Source organism: Microbispora cellulosiformans (assembly GCF_008728085.1).
In the GTDB taxonomy this organism is placed as follows: domain Bacteria; phylum Actinomycetota; class Actinomycetes; order Streptosporangiales; family Streptosporangiaceae; genus Microbispora; species Microbispora amethystogenes.
The window spans coordinates 1-17,479 of record NZ_VYTZ01000024.1 but is presented as its reverse complement, the minus strand read 5'-3'; the positions used below and the strand labels follow the sequence as shown (position 1 = coordinate 17,479).

13 protein-coding genes are annotated in these 17,479 nt (G+C 72.5%); 7 read left to right on the top strand and 6 right to left on the bottom strand.

The window, feature by feature from the left end; genetic code table 11:
* Positions 1-23: 23 nt before the first annotated feature.
* Complete coding sequence (locus F5972_RS35470) at positions 24-869, top strand: LLM class F420-dependent oxidoreductase (protein ID WP_150940328.1); 846 nt, start codon at positions 24-26, stop codon at positions 867-869.
* A gap of 25 nt (positions 870-894) precedes the next feature.
* On the opposite strand, the gene leuE is transcribed toward F5972_RS35470, so the two are convergent.
* Positions 895-1,623, bottom strand: coding sequence for a leucine efflux protein LeuE (gene leuE / locus F5972_RS35465; protein ID WP_150940326.1), 729 nt, complete (start codon positions 1,621-1,623; stop codon positions 895-897).
* Between the two features lie 120 nt (positions 1,624-1,743).
* Between leuE and F5972_RS35460 the strand changes: the two genes are divergently transcribed.
* From F5972_RS35460 to F5972_RS35450, 3 genes are all read left to right on the top strand, one after another.
* On the top strand, positions 1,744-3,132 hold the full coding sequence (locus F5972_RS35460) for a selenium-binding protein SBP56-related protein (RefSeq protein ID WP_150940324.1): 1,389 nt from the start codon (positions 1,744-1,746) through the stop codon (positions 3,130-3,132).
* The gene (locus F5972_RS35455) at positions 3,129-3,728 is read left to right on the top strand and encodes a hypothetical protein (RefSeq protein WP_150940322.1); all 600 of its coding nucleotides are present in this window, start codon (positions 3,129-3,131) and stop codon (positions 3,726-3,728) included. The genes F5972_RS35460 and F5972_RS35455 overlap by 4 nt, the downstream gene beginning before the upstream one ends.
* 248 nt (positions 3,729-3,976) lie before the next feature.
* Entirely contained in the window at positions 3,977-5,146 is a 1,170-nt protein-coding gene (locus F5972_RS35450) for a glycoside hydrolase family 18 protein (RefSeq protein WP_150940320.1), read from the top strand.
* Positions 5,147-5,163: 17 nt separating this feature from the next.
* On the opposite strand, the gene F5972_RS35445 is transcribed toward F5972_RS35450, so the two are convergent.
* The 3 genes from F5972_RS35445 to F5972_RS35435 all read right to left on the bottom strand — a co-directional run bounded on the left by F5972_RS35445 (position 5,164) and on the right by F5972_RS35435 (position 10,200).
* Entirely contained in the window at positions 5,164-5,514 is a 351-nt protein-coding gene (locus tag F5972_RS35445) for a hypothetical protein (RefSeq protein WP_150940318.1), read from the bottom strand.
* A gap of 68 nt (positions 5,515-5,582) precedes the next feature.
* Positions 5,583-7,001: an NAD(P)/FAD-dependent oxidoreductase gene (locus F5972_RS35440; protein WP_225312192.1), complete on the bottom strand. Its 1,419-nt coding sequence runs from the start codon at positions 6,999-7,001 to the stop codon at positions 5,583-5,585.
* Positions 7,002-7,275: 274 nt separating this feature from the next.
* On the bottom strand, positions 7,276-10,200 hold the full coding sequence (locus F5972_RS35435; protein ID WP_191910476.1) for an AfsR/SARP family transcriptional regulator: 2,925 nt from the start codon (positions 10,198-10,200) through the stop codon (positions 7,276-7,278).
* Positions 10,201-10,826: 626 nt separating this feature from the next.
* Between F5972_RS35435 and F5972_RS35430 the strand changes: the two genes are divergently transcribed.
* From F5972_RS35430 to F5972_RS35420, 3 genes are all read left to right on the top strand, one after another.
* Complete coding sequence (locus F5972_RS35430; RefSeq protein ID WP_150940314.1) at positions 10,827-12,299, top strand: carbohydrate binding domain-containing protein; 1,473 nt, start codon at positions 10,827-10,829, stop codon at positions 12,297-12,299.
* A gap of 49 nt (positions 12,300-12,348) precedes the next feature.
* Positions 12,349-13,821, top strand: coding sequence for a carbohydrate-binding protein (locus tag F5972_RS35425; RefSeq protein WP_150940312.1), 1,473 nt, complete (start codon positions 12,349-12,351; stop codon positions 13,819-13,821).
* 374 nt (positions 13,822-14,195) lie between these two features.
* Positions 14,196-15,569, top strand: coding sequence for a hypothetical protein (locus F5972_RS35420; protein WP_150940310.1), 1,374 nt, complete (start codon positions 14,196-14,198; stop codon positions 15,567-15,569).
* A 12-nt stretch (positions 15,570-15,581) separates the two neighbouring features.
* Here the strand turns inward: F5972_RS35420 and F5972_RS35415 are convergent, their stop codons facing one another.
* Complete coding sequence (locus tag F5972_RS35415) at positions 15,582-15,992, bottom strand: hypothetical protein (protein WP_150940309.1); 411 nt, start codon at positions 15,990-15,992, stop codon at positions 15,582-15,584.
* Positions 15,993-16,091: 99 nt separating this feature from the next.
* The gene (locus F5972_RS35410) at positions 16,092-17,204 is read right to left on the bottom strand and encodes an AI-2E family transporter (protein ID WP_150940307.1); all 1,113 of its coding nucleotides are present in this window, start codon (positions 17,202-17,204) and stop codon (positions 16,092-16,094) included.
* Between the last annotated feature and the right edge of the window lie 275 nt (positions 17,205-17,479).

The window sequence follows — 17,479 nt, the reverse complement described above, 5'->3', positions numbered from 1 at the left end:
CGGACGCGGGTTACGGTGACGGGATGAATACGGGATTCGGGTACTTCGCAACTCATGATGCGGTTCGTCCGGATACGCTCGCGCGCCTCGTGGAGCAGCGCGGCCACGAGGCGCTGCTGTTCACCGAGCACACGCACATCCCCGTGCCGCCCGGCGGCGAGCCGCCGAAGGACGCGCGGGGCGGCGAACTGCCGCGGCGCTACTGGCACACCTACGACCCGTTCGTCGCGTCGATGGCGGCCGGGGCCGCGACGACCCGCCTGCGGGTGGGCACCGGCATCTGCCTGGTGCCGGAGCACGAGCCCATCGGCCTCGCGAAGACGGTCGCGAGCGTGGACGACCTGACCGGCGGGCGCTTCGAGTTCGGCATCGGCGCGGGCTGGAACCGCGAGGAGATGCGCAACCACGGGACCGACCCGGCCCGCCGGTTCGCGCTGATGCGGGAGCGCGTGCAGGCCATGCGGGAGATCTGGACCCGCGACGAGGCGGAGTTCCACGGGGAGTTCGTGTCGTTCGACCCCATCTGGTCGTGGCCCAAGCCGGCCCAGCGCCCGCACCCGCCGATCCTCGTGGGCGGGGTCGGGCCGCGGGTGTTCGACCGGGTCCTGGAGTACGGGGACGCCTGGCTGCCCAACTACGGCCCGGGGGTCCTGGAGCGGATCCCCGAACTGTTCCGCCGGGCGGAGGAGGCGGGCCGGCGCGTCGAGGTCGTGATGCTGGCCGTCCCGGCGGACCCCGCCGCGCTGGAGCGGTGCGAGGCGGCGGGGGTCTCCCGTGTCATGGCCTGGCTGCCGTCGGCCGGGTACGACAGGGTCCAGCGGGAGATGGACGCGTTCGAGACCGCGCTCGCCGACGCGCACGGCGAGTGACGCCCGGCCCCGCGCGGGGCGTCGTTCAGTTGAGCGTGGCGGTGGCCAGTTTGGCGCCGAAGCCCAGGAAGAGCGCGCCCACTCCGGACGTGAGCCCGGCCGCGAGCCTGCGGCGGCGGCGGAAGTGCGCCGCGAGGAACGTGCCGCCGAAGATGAGGGCGGTCAGGTAGGTCACGCTGAACACCTGCACGATCAGCGCGAGGATCAGGAACGACAGCGCCGGCGCGCCGTACGACGGGTCCACGAACTGCACGAAGAACGCCACGAAGAACAGGATCGCCTTGGGGTTGAGGAGGCTGATCGTGAGCGCCTTCCGGAACGGGTCGCGCCGCTCGTCGGCCGCCGCGTGCTCCCCGGCGGGCCCGGTCGTCCGGGCGGCCGCCGCGGGGTCCTCCCGGACGGTCTCGGCGGCGGCCCCGGTTTCGGGCGGGGCGGTCCTGGCGCGGGAGGCGAGCAGCGAGCGCCAGGCGCCGCGCAGCATGCCGAAGCCGATCCAGCCGAGGTAGACCGCGCCCGAGTACTTCACGATCGTGAACAGCACCGGCGTGGACTTGAGCAGCGACGCGACCCCGGCGGCCGACAGGAACATGAGCAGCGAGTCGCCGACGAAGACCCCGGCCGCCGCCCGGTAGCCCCGCCGGACCCCGCGCTGGGCGGCGGTGGACAGGACGAACAACGAGTTCGGCCCGGGCAGCAGGACGATCAGGAACGAGCCGACCACGTAGGTCCAGATGTTGGTGATGCCGAAGAACACCCATGCCTCCGTAAAGCGTGATAGGTCAGGGTATAGCTCCGCGCAGCACCTGGTCACGGCGGTTTAAGAGCCGGAAGATTCCTATTGACCCTACGGGTAATAAGGACAATTGTTGACCCTATGACGCTGTGGAAGCCCGATCCGACCTTCTATCCCTCGCCCCGCGACGCGGCGGAGGCGCCGCCGGAGAAGCTGGCCTACGTGGCCGCCTTCGACCGGTCGGCCGAGCGCCCCGACGCGCTCGCCGTGCTCGACACCGACCCCGCCTCTCCGGCGTACGGGACGGTGGTCGGCTGGACGGACCTGCCGCACACGGGGGACGAGCTGCACCACTTCGGCTGGAACGCCTGCAGCAGCGCCCTCTGCCCGTACGCGCCGCACCCGCACGTGGAGCGGCGCTACCTGATCGTCCCCGGCCTGCGGTCGTCGCGCATCTACGTGTACGACACCAAGGACCGGGTCAGCCCCGAGCTCGTGAAGGTCATCGAGCCCGAGGAACTGGGCAAGCGGGCCGGCTACTCCCGCCCGCACACCGTCCACTGCGGCCCCGAGGGGCTTTACGTCAGCGCGCTCGGCGGCTACGGCGACGACGGCCCGGGCGGCATCGCCATCCTCGACCACAACACGTTCGAGGTCCTCGGCAGGTGGGAGGTCGACCGCGGCCCGCAGTACCTCGCCTACGACTTCTGGTGGCACATCAACCACGACGTGATGGTCACCTCCGAGTGGGGCACGCCCTCGATGATCGAGGACGGGGTGGTCGGCGAACTGCTGCTCGGCCGCAAGTACGGCCACAAGCTGCACTTCTGGGACCTGCGCAGGCGCCGGCACGTCCAGGAGGTCGACCTCGGCGACCAGCACCAGATGACGCTGGAGCTGCGCCCCGCCCACGACCCGACGAAGACGTACGGCTTCGCCGGAGTCGTCGTCAGCGTCGAGGACCTGTCGGCCTCGGTGTGGGTGTGGCACAAGGAGGGCTCCCGCTGGGCGGCGACCAAGGTCATCACGATCCCGGCCGAGCCCGCGTCGCCGGACGACCTGCCCGACGTGCTCAAGCCGTTCGGCGCGGTGCCGCCGCTCGTCACCGACATCGACCTGTCGGTGGACGACCAGCGCCTGTACGTGTCGTGCTGGGGCACCGGCGAGCTCAAGCAGTACGACGTGTCCGACCCGTTCAAGCCGGTCGAGATCGGCTCGATCCGCCTCGGTGGCATCGTGGACCGGGCCGCCCACCCCGCCGCCCCGGGCGAGCGGCTCGCGGGCGGGCCGCAGATGGTCGAGGTGAGCCGCGACGGCCGCCGGGTCTACGTCACCAACTCCCTCTACGGCGCCTGGGACGACCAGTTCTACCCGGACGGGGTCGGCGCGTGGATGGCGAAGATCGACGCGGACGGCTTCACGCTCGACGAGCGGTTCTTCCCGCACGGCGACGACTTCCGCGGCCTGCGCCCGCACCAGACCCGGCTCCAGGGCGGCGACGCGTCCTCCGACTCCTACTGCTACCCGTGACACTGACCGCGGTCATCCTGCTCGGCGCCTTTCACGGGATCAATCCCGCGATGGGCTGGCTGTTCGCCGTCGCCCGGGGACTGCAGGAGCGCAGCCGCGACCTGCTGCTGCAGTCCCTCCCGGTCATCGCGCTCGGCCACCTCGCGTCGGTGGCCCTGGTGGTGGCGGTGGTGTCCGCGACCGGGTCGCTCGTGACCGGGACGGCCCTCGCGATCGGGGCGGGGGTCCTGCTCGTCGGGTTCGGGCTGTGGCACCTGCTCGCCCGGCGGCACTTCCGCTGGGTGGGCATGCGGCTGTCGCTGCCGCAACTGGCCGCCTGGTCGTTCCTGATGTCGTCGGTGCACGGCGCGGGGCTGATGCTGCTGCCCGTCCTGACCCGGATGCCCGCGAGCCACCACGGGCACGCGCTGTCCGGCGGGCTGCTCGTCGCCGGGGTGCACACGCTCGCGATGTTCCTCACGGCGACCGTGGTCGCGGTGGTCGTGTACGAGTTCCTCGGCGTCGCCGTCCTGCGCCGGGCCTGGTTCAACCTCGACCGGATGTGGGCCTTCGCCCTGGTCGGCGCGGGCGTCCTCACCCTCGTCGCCGCCGTCTGACCATCGATCCGGAGGGACCGGCCCGCGTGCGTTCCCATCCGCACGGGGTGAAATTTGCAGAGACCACTGCCATGATGAAAACAGCAGGTCGGCTCGCTGGAACGCGCCCACCTGCGACATGAGCCCGCCATAATGCGGCGTTAAGACTGGGCCGGTTGTCCGCCGGTCGGCGACGTCACTACGCTCCCGCGGCAATCCCTCCCCTCGGCGTTCCGGCGCCGGAGGTCCCTTTTCCGTTCGGAGCAACCATGCAAGCGATCACGCGTGGCGCCTTCACCGTCGTGGTCCTGTCCGCCGTACTTTCCGCCCTGTTCATCGCCTGCTTCGACCCGGCCCGGGCGACCGGGACCGCCGCCGCACCCGCGGCGCGGACCATGCAGGTGAAGCCGCGTCCCACAGTGCGTCTCACCGTGCCCCCCGCCGCCGGTCCCTTCCGGGCGGCGGTGGCTCCCGCCCAGAGCACGTCGGGGAGCACGTCGGGGAGCACGTCGGGGAGCACGGTGACGGCCGCGCAGGCCGCGGTGACCCGGGTGGAGACCGAGTCCGTGCCCATGCCCGAGGTGACGGTCACCGTCACGGTCACCCCCAGGCCCTCCCCTTCCCCCTCGCCGCGCCCGATCAGGGTCGGGTACGTCCCCCAGCGCGGCGCGTACGGGGCCACGTCGACCGTGCGCGACCTGGAGGAGAGCGGGCAGGCGGGCCGGCTGACGCACGCCGTCTACGCCTTCGCGAACATCGACCCGACGTCGCTGACCTGCCTGACCGGTGTCACCCGGCCGCCCGCGCCCGATCCCGAGGACCCCGACCAGGGCGACGGCGCGGGTGACGCCTGGGCCGACTACCAGCGGGGTTTCACGGCGGCCGAGTCGCTGGACGGCAGGGCGGACCCGCCGGACGCCCGGCTCGCCGGCAACTTCAACCAGCTGAAGAAGCTGAAGGCCCGGCACGCCAACCTGAAGACGCTCATCTCCATCGGAGGCTGGACGTACTCCAAGTATTTCTCGGACGTCGCGCGCACCGCCGCCACCAGGCAGCGGTTCGTCAAGTCGTGCCTCGACGCGTACATCAGGGGTGACCTGCCCGGCGTGGGCAGCCGGGGCGGGCCCGGCAGCGCCGCGGGCGTCTTCGACGGCATCGACGTCGACTGGGAGTGGCCCGGTGAAGAGGGCCACCTGGGCAACCACGTCGGGGCCGACGACAGGCGTCACCTGACGGCCCTGCTTTCCGAGTTCCGCGCGCAACTGGACGCGCTCGGCGCGGCCAATGGGCGCCACTACCTGCTCACCGTCTACGTGCCGGCCGAGCCCGGCCGCGTCAAGACGGGCTTCGACCTGCAGAAACTGACCGGCGTGGTCGACTTTGTCACCGTCCAGAGCGGAGGACGGCACGCCCTGCGCGAGGGCACCATCCTCCGCTGAACCGCATCCCGGCCAGATCAGCTCGTGCAGGAGGCCGTGACGGCAACGTAGGCGCTCGCCGAGGTTCCGTTGACGGCCGTCACCCTGAGCAGGTCGCGGTGGAAGACGTCGGAGTCGCGGGTCAGGCTGGTCGAGATCGACACCCCGGCCGGGGCGGTGATCTTGATGGTGTCGGCCAGCATGTGCGGCGCGTACGAGGGGCAGATCGCCAGGAAGGTCCCGGTGGCGCCGGGGGCGACCCTGCCCGAGTTGGCCGTGGCGCCCGTGGCCGCCAGGGCAGGGGCGGAGGTGACCGCCAGACCGCCGGCGACGGCGGCGGTGGTGGCGACGGCGGCGAGGGCGAGGCGGAGGGAGGTGCGCTTCATCATGAGAGGTGTCCTTTCTTCCGGTCCCTTGGGGACCGCTCTGGTGGGGGAACAGGGCTCGGGTGAGCCGTTCAGGCCGGGACGTGGTCCCGGGCCGCGGGCCGGGGGCCCGCCGGGGGTGATGTCGGGGGTGATGTCGCAGTGCGGCCGGCTCGCGGCCGGAGCACCCGGGCGAGGACGCCCGGCGACATCAGGTGCTGCGGAGGCGCCTGCAGGTTGGCGACGCTGAGGAACGCGTGCCCGACCACCGGGTCCGCCTCAGCCGCCACGTGCAGCCGGGAGATGTAGCGGTTCAGCAGCCTCGTCCGCAGGGTGCGCGGCCCCTCGACGGACGGGAACCGCAGATCACCGCCGACCGACATGTCCCACGGCACGTCGATGATCCGCGTGGCGCGGTCGAAGAAGCGGCGGGCCAGGCCGGCGCCACCGCCGTCGGCGAGGCATTCGCGCAGCGCGGCGGCCTCGCAGGCGGCGACCGTCATGCCCTGTCCGTACGACGGGTTGAACTGGCACAGGGCGTCGCCGAAGACCAGGTAGCCCTCGGGGAAGCGGTCCAGCCGCTCGTACCGGCGGCGGATGCTCACCGGGATGCGCATCAGCCGCGGCTCGGTGAGGGGCTCCAGGCGCTCCAGGAGGAGATGCAGGTCCGGCACCGGCAGCCGGGCGGCGAAGCGGTGGTAGCCATCCGGGTCGACGGGCGGCACGTCGTCGCCCATGCCGAACAGGGTGACCAGCCAGCGGTCGCCCTCCCCGCTGAGCGCGACGCCGCCCCTCGGCACGGCCGCGGTGTGCCCCACGATGACGGCGACGAACCCGGCGTCCCCGGGACGGCGCCGGTACTCGCGCGAGACGTACACCAGGCGCGAGTCGACGCGCTCCTCGGGTGCGGGCTCGTATCCCAGCCGGCGCAGCCACTCGGTGCCCCGGTTGCCCCGGCCGGTGGCGTTCACGACGAGGTCCGCGGGCAGGTCCTCCGGCTCGTGCCCGGGCTCGCGACCCGGGCCCGCCAGCCGCACGCCGGTCACCGCGCCGCCGGTGCCGGTGATCGGTTCGACCACCTCGCGGCGTTCCAGGATCGTCACGCCGGGGAGGGCCGCGACCCGGGACAGCAGGGACGCCTCCAGCCGCGGCCTGCTCACCGTCAGGCCGCGCATCCGCGAGGGCGCGGACCGCAGCCGCCGGCCGTCGTTGTACCAGCGGACGTCGTTCTGGATGTCGCAGGGGGTGGCGCCCGCGGCGACCAGGTCCGCGGTCAGGCCGGGAAACAGGTCCTCGAGGATCTCGCAGCCCCGCGACAGCAGCCCGTGGGCGTGGTGGCCCTGCGGCACCCCCCGTCTGGGGACGCCCTGGTCCGGCAGTTCGTCACGGTCGATCACCGTGACCCGGCCGAACGTCTCGGTCAGCACCCGGGCCGCCAGCAGCCCGCCGATTCCCGCCCCGGCGACGACGGCGTGTCCGTCCGGCCGGGTTTCGGCCGTGGTGCGCGTCACTCGCTTGATCATGGTCTTCCTCGTCGTCAGGCCGCCCGGGTGGGGCGGCGTCCGCTCACGAAGACGAGGATGTGCGGGCCCGCTGGGCGGACGCCGGGAACCGGCTTTCCCAGCGCCTTTCCCAGTGGCTTCCCAGCGGCCGGGAAGGCCACCGCCGGCGAGAAGGCCCTGGTCGAGCGGCGTGCTTCCGGCCGTCGGCGAGGCGCCGGACGTGGGAAAGGTCCCGATCGCTGGGAAGGCCCGGGTCGTCGGGAGGCCCGGGCCGTCGTGCGCCTCAGCGGGACCGGCGGCCCGGGACCAGAGCCCTGACGAGCCGGCTCGTCTCCTCCCGGGACAGCTCCCGCCCGCGGGCCGCGTGGCGTTCGTACTCCTGCGGCGTGAGCGCCGCACGGACCGCGGCGGCCTCGCGCGGACCGTCCAGCGGGTCCATCAGCGCCGGGGACACACCCGCCCGGGCGCCGATCGCCTCCACGGCCCCCATCAGTACGGCGGCCTCCTCGGCCCGGCCGGTCAGCGCCAGCGCCCGCGCCGTGCTGTGCACCGTCACCAGCCAGAAGGAGATGTCTCCGTAGCGGTCCATGGCCGCCAGGAGGTCGCCCGCGACGGCCAGCGCCCTGGCGCCGTCCCCGCGGTCCGACGCGGTCTTCATGTCACACCAGGCGGCGCCGTCCGCCGCCCAGTCGTGCCCGCTGGCGTGGGCGGCGGCGATCGCCTCCTGGAAGGCCGCGTCGGCGGCCGGCAGATCTCCCAGGGCCCGCAGCGCCATGCCCCGCACCATGAGCGTCTCGGCCTCCAGCCAGGTCTGGGCGGTGTGCCGGGCGATCTCGACGGCCCGCCCGGTCAGGGCCGCGACGTCGATCGGCGCACCGGCGAGCACACCCGTGTACGCGCCGTAGGCGGTGGCGCCGGCCTCCGTCACCGGGTCGCCGGCCTCACGGGCCTCCTCGACGGCCGTACGGGCCACCTCGTGGGACCGCGTGGGCTGTCCGGCCAGGTAGAGCAGCGCCATCACGGCGAACCGGGCGCGAGCACGGACGGCGGGGCCGGCCTCCGGGGCGGCCCCGAACGCCTCGGAGAGCCAGGCGAGGCCCTCCGCCACATGGCCCATCCGGAACCAGAACCAGAAGAGCGCGCCGCCCAGGCGCAGCGCGTAGGCGCCGTCGCCCGCCGCCAGCGCGGAGGAGAACGCGGCGCGGAACTCCGGCTGGTCGCGGCTCAGCCCGTCGAGCAACACCGCGCCCTGCGGACCCCGCAGGTGGCGTTCGACGCTCTCGGCCCGCGCCAGCGCCCAGGCGCGGTGGCGGGCCCGCGTCTCCTCCAGCTCCTGTGGGGAGAGCGCGGCCAGGGCGTACTGGCGCACGGTCTCCAGCATCCGGTAACGGCGTGGCGCCGTGCCGGGCTCGGCGGTGACCAGCGACTTGCGGACCAGCGCCGACAGCGGAGGGAGAACGGGCGTGATCCCGCCGACGGCGGCCGCGGTCTCCAGGTCGAAGCCGCCGCCGAGCACCCCGAGCCGGTGGAAGAGCAGGCGCTCGTCCGGCAGCAGCAGATCGTCGCTCCACGCGATCGTGTCCAGCAGGGTCCGATGGCGGTCGGGACGCCCGGCCGGACCACCCACGAGCAGGGTGAAGCGATCTTCCAGGGCGCCGGCGATCTGCTCCACGGACAGCGTGCGGCACTGCGCGGCGGCGAGCTCGATGGCGAGGGGGATCCCGTCGAGCCCCGCGCACAGGGCGGTGATCGTGTCCCTGTCGTCCGGCCCCGTCGTCCAGCCGGGAACACCGGCGGCCGCACGGCTGAGGAAGAGGTCGGCGGCGTCCGTGGCGGCGTCCAGCGGCGGCACCTCGTAGACCACCTCGCCGGTGAGGCCCAGGGCCTCGCGGCTCGTGCCGAGGATCCGTACGGCTCCGCAGCGGGTCAGCAGGGTGTGGACCAGCGTGGCGACCGGGGTCAGCAGGTGCTCGCAGTTGTCGAGGACGATCAGCGCGTCGCGCCCGGCGAGCATCGCGGCCAGTTGCTCGGTTGACGACGTGGCGGGCAGGCCCAGGGCGGTCGCGACCGTCGCCGCGAGCAGCTCGGGGGCGCGCAGCGCGCCCAGCTCCACGAGCCAGGGCCCGTCGACGCCCCCGTTGACGCCGTCGCGGGTGTCGTCGTGAGCGCGGGCGCGGGCGACCTCCAGGGCCAGCCGGGTCTTGCCCACCCCTCCCGGCCCGGTGAGCGTGACGAGCCGGTGCTCCTCCAGCAGGCCGGCGACGGCCGCGAGGTCGGTCCGGCGGCCGACGAATCCGGACAGCGCGAACGGCAGGTTGCCCGAGGGCGGCGAGGACTCCGCGACCCGGGGGGAGCGCCCGGGTCCGGGCCGTGTGGGGCCCGGCAGCGCGGAGCCGGGCAGCGCGGAGCCGGGCCGGGCGGGCGGCGGGAGCAGCCGGGGATCCTGGGCGAGCACGGCCGCCTCCAGGTCGCGCAGGCCGGGGCCGGGCTCGACGCCCAGCTCGTCCGCCAGCCGCCGGCGCACCCTCCGCAGCGCGGCGAGGGCCTCGGCCTGCCGTCCCGACCGGTAGAGGGCGAGGGCGAGCAGCTCCCAGCCGCGTTCCCGCAGCGGCTGCTCGGAGACCAGCGCCTCCAGCTCGCCCACGGCGGCGACGTGCCGCCCCGCCGCGACGACGGCGGCGAGCCGGTCCTCGCGCACGGCGGCCCGCAGCTCCTCCAGCCGGGTCGCGTCGGGCACCGCGAACGCGGCTTCGGCCACCTCCGCGTAGGCCGGGCCACGCCAGAGCGCGAGCGCCTGCCCGAGCAGGTCCGCGGCGTGGTCCGGCTCGCCGTCCTCCAGCGCCCGCCGGCCGCGCGCGGCCAGATCGGTGAAGCGCTCGGCGTCGACCATGGCCGGGGCGGCGCGCAGGGCGTACCCCGCTCCCTCGCGCACCAGCAGCCGGGCCGGGGCGCCGGACGCCCGCTCCGGCTCCAGCGCCCTGCGCAGGTCGGCGACGTATCCGTGCAACGTCGTCATGGAGGGCGGCCGGGAGTCCTCCCACACGTCCGCGAGGATCCGCTCCGCGGAGACGTTCCTGCCCCGCGCGATCAGCAGCATCGCCAGCACGGCCCGCTGCCGGGGACCGCCGAGGTGCGCCGGGCGTCCCTCCACCTCCGCGCGCAACGTGCCGAGCACCCCGAACCGCACGCTCTCGGCGACGCTCACCACCGGGCCCTCCCGGCTTCACCGGCCGGGACACGCGCCCCGGAGTGCGGCGGCGCCGCGCCTCCGCGCGACGCCCGGGGGATCGCGGTCCGAGGGACGTGAGGGCAGCCGCCTAACGGCACCGGTTCGGCCATGAGGCAATAATGCCGCGAACGTGATCACAGAACACTCCCTTGATCGATCGATGCCTGTCGCCCTGTGGCAGGGGTGGCGCGGCGGGGGAGACGTCTGTGCGACGGGCTCGCTTATCGGACGGGCAGCCCGCCCTTAACACCCGCATAACGCGCCCGCGGCCTCGACCCGGGCCTGACAGCCTGCGTTAGGAACGCTGTCGAATTGGGTCTTGCAGGCACGCGACCGCGAAGCTACGATCCGTACAACTCTTAGGAAACTTTCCTAAAAGAACGCCTCTGGGAGTCGGCATGGCCTCTTCCCATCCCTGACATCTCCTCCCCTCCCGTCCCGTCGCCGGACGCTCCCGGCTTCCGTACGGCCGCCTCCGTCAGGCGCCGGCCGTACGGAGTTCCGCCAACCTCCCGTTCACCCCCCACAGAGGTTGTGACCATGCAGATCACGAATCCGCGCCGCAAGTCCTCCACGACCGTCGCCCCGCACCCGGGACGGCGCGCATGAGAAAGATCGTCGGCGCCGGCACGGCGGCGTCCCTCGCCCTCGCCGCCCTGCTCACCGGCGCCTTCACCGGAACGGCCCGGGCCGCGAACATCGCCGCCAACCCGGGCTTCGAGTCGGGCCTGTCGGGCTGGACGTGCGCGCCGACGGCGCAGGCCGTGTCGAGCCCGGTGCACGGCGGGTCCAGGGCGCTGTCGGCGACGCCGGCCGGCAACGACTACGCGCGGTGCCAGCAGACGATCACGGTGAAGCCGTCCACGACGTACGCGTTGTCGGCCTGGGTGCAGGGCGACTATGTGTTCCTGGGCGCGACCGGCACCGGGGTCGAGGCGCAGACCTGGGCCTCGCCGGGGCCGGTGTGGTCTCGCCTGGCCACGTCCTTCACCACCGGATCCGCCACGACGAGCGTGACGGTCTACGTCAACGGCTGGTACGGCCAGGGCACCTACTACGCCGACGACGTCGTCCTCGACGGCCCGGGCACCGCGCCCTCACCGTCGCCCTCGCCGTCCCCGTCACCATCGGTCAGCCCGTCGAGGTCACCCTCGCCCTCGCCTTCACCGAGCGCGAGCCCGTCGCCCTCCGGGCCGCCGCCCAACCCGGGCGCGATCACCTTCGCGCCGTACGTCGACATCACGATGACCACGCCGTCGCTGGTCAGCGCGTACACCGCGACAGGGGTGAAGAACTACACCCTCGCGTTCGCGCTGGGGGACAGCACGGGCTGCAACCCGGCCTGGGGCGGCACGATCCCGATCGGCGACGCGCGGATCGTGGGCGACGTCAAGGGCCTGCAGGCCAGGGGCGGCCAGGTGATCGTGGCCACCGGAGGCGCCGTGGGCCCCTACCTGGAGCACACCTGCGGCACCTCGGCGGCGCTGCTCGCGGCGTACAAGAAGGTGCTGGACACGGTCGGCACCAACTATCTGGACGTGGACGTCGAGGCGGCCATCGACATCGCCAAGGTCAACACGGCGCTCAGGCAGTTGCAGGCCGAGCGCGGCACCGTGATCAGCTACACGCTGCGCGTGCAGGGCCAGGACTACGGCGTCGACCCGTTCTCGGTGCAGATCCTCCAGGACGCGGCGGCCAGGGGCCTGAACGTCCTGGTCAACCCGATGCTGATGGACTTCGGCTACTCCGGCGCCTGGGGCGCCGCGATGGTCGGCGCGGCGAACGCCACCGTGGCGCAGATGAAGCAGATCTGGCCGTCGAAGACCGACGCGCAGATCAAGCGGATGCTCGGCCTCACCCCGATGATCGGCAAGAACGACACCGGCCAGGTGACCTACCAGGCCGACGCCCGCACGCTCCTGTCGTACGCGCAGGCGGGCCACGTGGGGCGGATCGGCTTCTGGTCGGTGGGCCGGGACAACGGCGGTTGCCCGAACGGCACCCTCTCGCCCACCTGCAGCGGCGTCTCCCAGTCCGCCTACGAGTTCACGAACATCTTCAAGGCCTTCACGGGCTGAGCCCTCCTCGACCTCCCACTCACCCCCCAACCCCACCTTGCGAGGAAGAATGCAGCTTCGCTTCCGTACGCGCCGGCAGGTCAGGGCGGCGCTCGCCCTGGTCGCCTCCCTCCTCCTGGCGGTCGCCGGACTGGTCGCGGGAACCACCGCCTCCGCCTCGGCCGCCCCGAGCGGTGTGGTCATGCTGGCCTACGCGGCCTGGGCCCCGAACACCTGGTACGCCGTCGGCGCCCGCGTCACCTACCAGGGCGTCGACTACGAGTGCATCCAGGCGCACACGTCCCTGACCGGCTGGGAGCCGCCGATCGTCCCGGCGCTCTGGAAGCCGGTGAGCGGCGGAGGCAACCCGTCCCCGAGCCCGACGCCGCCGTCGGGCGCGCCGGGCGAGCCCGGCAACCCGTCCGTCACCGGCACCGGCAGTTCGTCGATCTCGCTGTCCTGGGGGGCGTCGAGCGGCACGGTGACCGGATACCGCGTCTACGAGGGCACGTCGGTCCGGGCGACCGTCAGCGGGACCAGCGCCACGATCTCCGGCCTCGGCACCTGCACCACCCACACGTACACGGTCAAGGCGTACAACAACAACGGCGAGTCCGCGGCGAGCGGGTCGGTGACCGGCACCACCACGGGCTGCCCCGCGAGCGGCGGCAAGCTTCCCGGCGCGCCCTACCTGTACGAGGGCTGGGGCAACCCGCCGAACCCGGCCACCGTCATGAACGCCACCGGGGTCAAGCAGTTCACGATGGCCTTCATGCTCTCCGGCGGCGGCTGCGTCCCGGCGTGGGACGGCTCGCGCCCGCTTTCCGGCAGCGCCGACGCCAGCGCGATCTCGCAGATCAAGGCGGCCGGCGGCAACGTCCAGATCTCCTTCGGCGGCTGGCAGGGCAACAAGCTCGGCCCGAACTGCTCCAGCTCGTCCGCCTTCGCCTCGGCGGTCCAGCAGGTGATCAACGCCTACAGCCCCGCCGCGGTCGACTTCGACATCGAGAACACCGACGAGTTCGAGAACGAGGCCGTCCAGGACCGCATCCTGGGCGGGCTCAAGACCGTCAAGCAGAACAACCCGAACGTCAAGGTCGTCGTCACCTTCGGCACCAGCACGACCGGCCCGAGCTGGTGGGGCACGCGGCTGATCAACCAGTCCAAGGCGCTCGGTGTGAACATCGACAACTACACGATCATGCCGTTCGACTTCGGCGGCGGCGCGAACATGTACCAGAACACCGTCAACGCGGCCGAGGGCCTGAAGAACGCGCTCAAGTCGGCCTGGGGCTGGAGCGACGCCCAGGCGTACGCCCACATGGGCATCTCGGGCATGAACGGCCTGTCCGACCAGCAGGAGCTGACCTCGGTGTCCACCTGGACCCAGATCCGCGACTACGCCAAGTCGAAGGGCCTCGGCCGGCTCGCCTTCTGGTCGGTCAACCGCGACCGCGGCTGCCCGGGCGGCGGGGTGGTGTCGAACTGCAGCGGCATCGCGCAGAGCGACTGGGACTTCACCCGGGTCACCGCGGGCTTCTGACCCCGGTGAGCAGGAGAAGCACGCCCCGGTGAAAGGGGCCGGGCCCGGCACACCGGGCCCGGCCCCGCCACTTGACCGCCACCCCGCGCCCCGGGAGACCGGGCGCTCCCCGGCAGGCGGCCGGCGCCGCGAGCCCGACACCCCCTACGCGTCGCGCCGGTCGCCCCCGTGTGTGGGGGCCAGCAGGCCGATCAACATGCCGACGATCACAGCCATGACAAGAGTGATCCACAGGCGAATCTTCATCGAGGTCTCCTGAATGCTACGCTCCGTGCTCACAGTACCCCGAATGGTGACGTAGCGCGACGGGTGGGTGACCGAATACGCCCTTGAGTCGCGGGTTTTGCCGTCCGTCGGGCAGGCTTGGCATCGTCATGGAATACGCGATCCCCACCAGCATCGTCCTCGCCGCCGGCGTCGTACTGGCGCTCGTCGCCCAGTGGAAGGGCTGGCGGCCGTCGCCGGCCGTCACGCTGACGCTCGGCATCGCCGTACGTGTTCTCATCATGGTCCTGGCGGCCAAGGACACCAAGTTCCAGCCGATCGACTACGTCAACAGCTTCCAGCCCGCGGGCAGGGCGATCGTCGAAGGCCGCGACCCGGTGCTCGAAAGCAACGGCGGCTGGCACTTCCTGCCGATGATCCCCTACCTGTACGGCCTGCTGCTGTGGCTGGGCGTCACCTGGGACTACGCCGGCCGGATCGTCACGGTCGTCGCCGACATCGCGCTGATCCCGCTGGTCGGCAGGCTGGCCGGGGGACGGACCGCGAGACTGCGCGCCTTCCAGTACGCCTGCAGCCCCCTCGCGATCCTCGTCGCCTCCGTACACGGCCAGGTCGAGCCGGTGTCGCTGGTCTTCGGCGTCGCGGCGTACGTCGTGGCGCGCGGCCCCGGCGACTGGCGGCGGCCGGAGCCGCTGCCGTGGGCCCGGCTGCGGATCGCGGACCGCGCGCTGCCGCTTCCGTGGATCCCGCCGGGGGAGATCGTCCGGCGGCTGGTCCGCCCGACGGACGAGGACCGCGCGGCGACGTGGCGGGCGGCCGGGGCGGGCGCGCTCATGGGCCTCGCGCTGTGCGCGAAGAGCTGGCCCGTGATCCTCGTCCCGGCGATGCTGATGTTCCTGCCCGGGCTGCGCAGCCGGCTGGTCGCGCTGGTCGCCGTCGCCGTCCCGCCGGTGTTCTTCCTGCTGACGCTCCCGATCGGCGGCTGGACGGAGTGGCGGCAGCTTCCGGAGGTGCTGAACACCATCGGCCTGCGGCCCAGCGACGTCCGCCCGATCACGGGTGACTGGGGCTGGACCGCGCTGGTCAGCGGCGGCAACTGGAACCTCGATCCGACCCCGGCGAGGATCGGCCAGTACCTCATCTACGCCTCGATCGTCGCCTGTCTCGTCTGGTGGCGCAGGGCCGACCCCGTCGACGTCACGATCGCCATCCTACTGTCCTTCATGATCTTCACGCCGCGCCTCGGCGCGCAGTATCTGCTGTGGTTCATGCCGTTCCTGGTCGCCCGGCCCACCCGCTGGGCCTGGCCGGCGATCCTCGGCAGCACGCTGTGGGCCGCGGCCGGATACATCGTGCTCACCCAGTTCCACGGGCCCGCCTGGATGGAACTGCACGCCCCCTGGGCGATCAGTTCGCTGCTGATCTTCCCGCTGCTGGCCGCGGCCATCCCGTGGAAGCGCAGGTACGCCGAGGGCACGCCGCTGCCCACGCCGGAGGGGAGGACGCGCGTACAGGCCGTGTGAGCCGGGCCGCGCTCAGGTCACGATGAGCCGGACCAGGTGACCATGGCTTTTGTAACCGGGCGGGTCGCCGTCGAGCCGCCCGGTCACGCACTCGAACACGCCCGGCCCCGCCTCCCGTACGAAGAACGCGGTCTCGGCGATCGACGACAGCAGACGGATCACGTCGCGGTGCACGTGGACGCCCTCCCTGTCGCCGGACAGCGAGACCGTCACCTCGTACACGCCGTCGTCGAGCAGGCGTTCACCCGTGAGCAGCCACTCCGACCCGCACGCCCGGCGCAGATGGGGGAGCAGGTGCGCCTCGGGCTCCTCGGTGACCCATCCGTCCCTCCCCATCGCGTCGAGCAGGGCCCGCACCTGTGGCTCCATCGCCGAGGCGTCCCTGATCCCGGTCAGCCGCTCGTCGTCGTCCCATCGCCGCATGACCAGACCCTAAGCCGGAGCGCCCCGCCGTACCCTCCGCTGCACCACGCGGAACCGGTCCGTGTCGAGGAGCGTCCGGCAGCCGCCGGCGATGCGCGGTCAGTGATCGCCGGGTGGCTCCGGACGCGTTCCGGGACGGGTTTCCGGGGGCGCTTCGGGGCGGGGCCGCGCGGCGCGTTCCGGCAGCCGCCCGGAGATGAGCGCGGCGGTCCAGGCGCCGTCCGGATCGCTGTCGACGAGCAGGGCGCGGACGAGCAGGCTCAGCGGAATCGCGAGCAGGGCGCCGAGCGGGCCGAGCACCCATCCCCAGACGATCAGTGAGAGGAACGTGGCCGTCGTGGACAGTCCCACGGCGTCCCCCAGGAACTTCGGCTGGATGAACGACTGGATCACCACGTTGATCGCCATGTAGGCCGCGATGACCAGCAGCATCGTCTTGGGCCCGCCTTCCAGCAGCCCGAGCAGCGCCGGAGGGATGAGGCCGAGGATGAACCCGATGTTCGGGATGTAGTTCGTGATGAGGGCCAGGACGCCCCACAACAGCGGGAGCGGCACGCCCAGGACGTACAGCGCGGTGACGTCGAGGACCGAGCAGATGAGGCCGAAGACCGTCGAGACGATCAGATAACGGCGGGTCTTGGAGCTGAACGTCTTGAGAGCGAGGGTGAGCGCCGGCCGCTCGGTGGCGGCGGCGTCCACGATCCGCGTGATGACGGGGGCGTCGAGGCTCATGGCCAGGAGCAGGACGACGATGAGGAACAGGCTCGACAACACACCGAGGAGACTGCTGAGCAGACTCTGGGCGACGCCGATCAGCTTGCCGGGATCGAGCGACGACAGGGCCTTGTTGAGCTGGTCGCTGCCATAGCCGAGCCCGGCGGCCCAGTGCTGCAGATCCATGACCATGGCGTTGAACTGGGGCGCGTAGGTGGGAGCCAGGATGGCGAGTTGCGCGGCGGCGATGCTGAGCACCGCGACCATGCCGAGCAGGACCAGCAGCACCAGCGCCAGAGGTACGGCCACCTGCAGCCACACGGGGGCGTGGCGGCGGGCCAGCCACCCGCGCACCGGGGAGACGGCGATGACGAGCGTCAGCGCCAGGACGACCGGGCCCACGATGGAGCCCACCGCCTGGACGCCGGCGAGGGTGATTACCGCGGCCGCGGTACCGACCAGCACGATCAGGGCGCGAGGGAACCCCTGTCGAATCACGTCCGGCTCCTACCCCTTCGTCGTCTTCCAAGGTGGACCAGTCCTAGCACGCCCCTGCCTCTGCCCCCGCGCGCGTACGTGACTCGTGACGGGAATGAAGCCGGGCCGTACGTCGTTGAACGCGAACCGGGCCAAGACGGTGACAGGGCCTGGTAATCTTCTGGAGTCGGCGCGGTCCGGCGCACTCCTCTTCGATCACCTGGGTGGTTGTCTTGGCGTGTGCGGCCGGTTGGCCGGCGTCTCCTGTGGCTTCTGGGTCTTCGCACCGGTGGTTT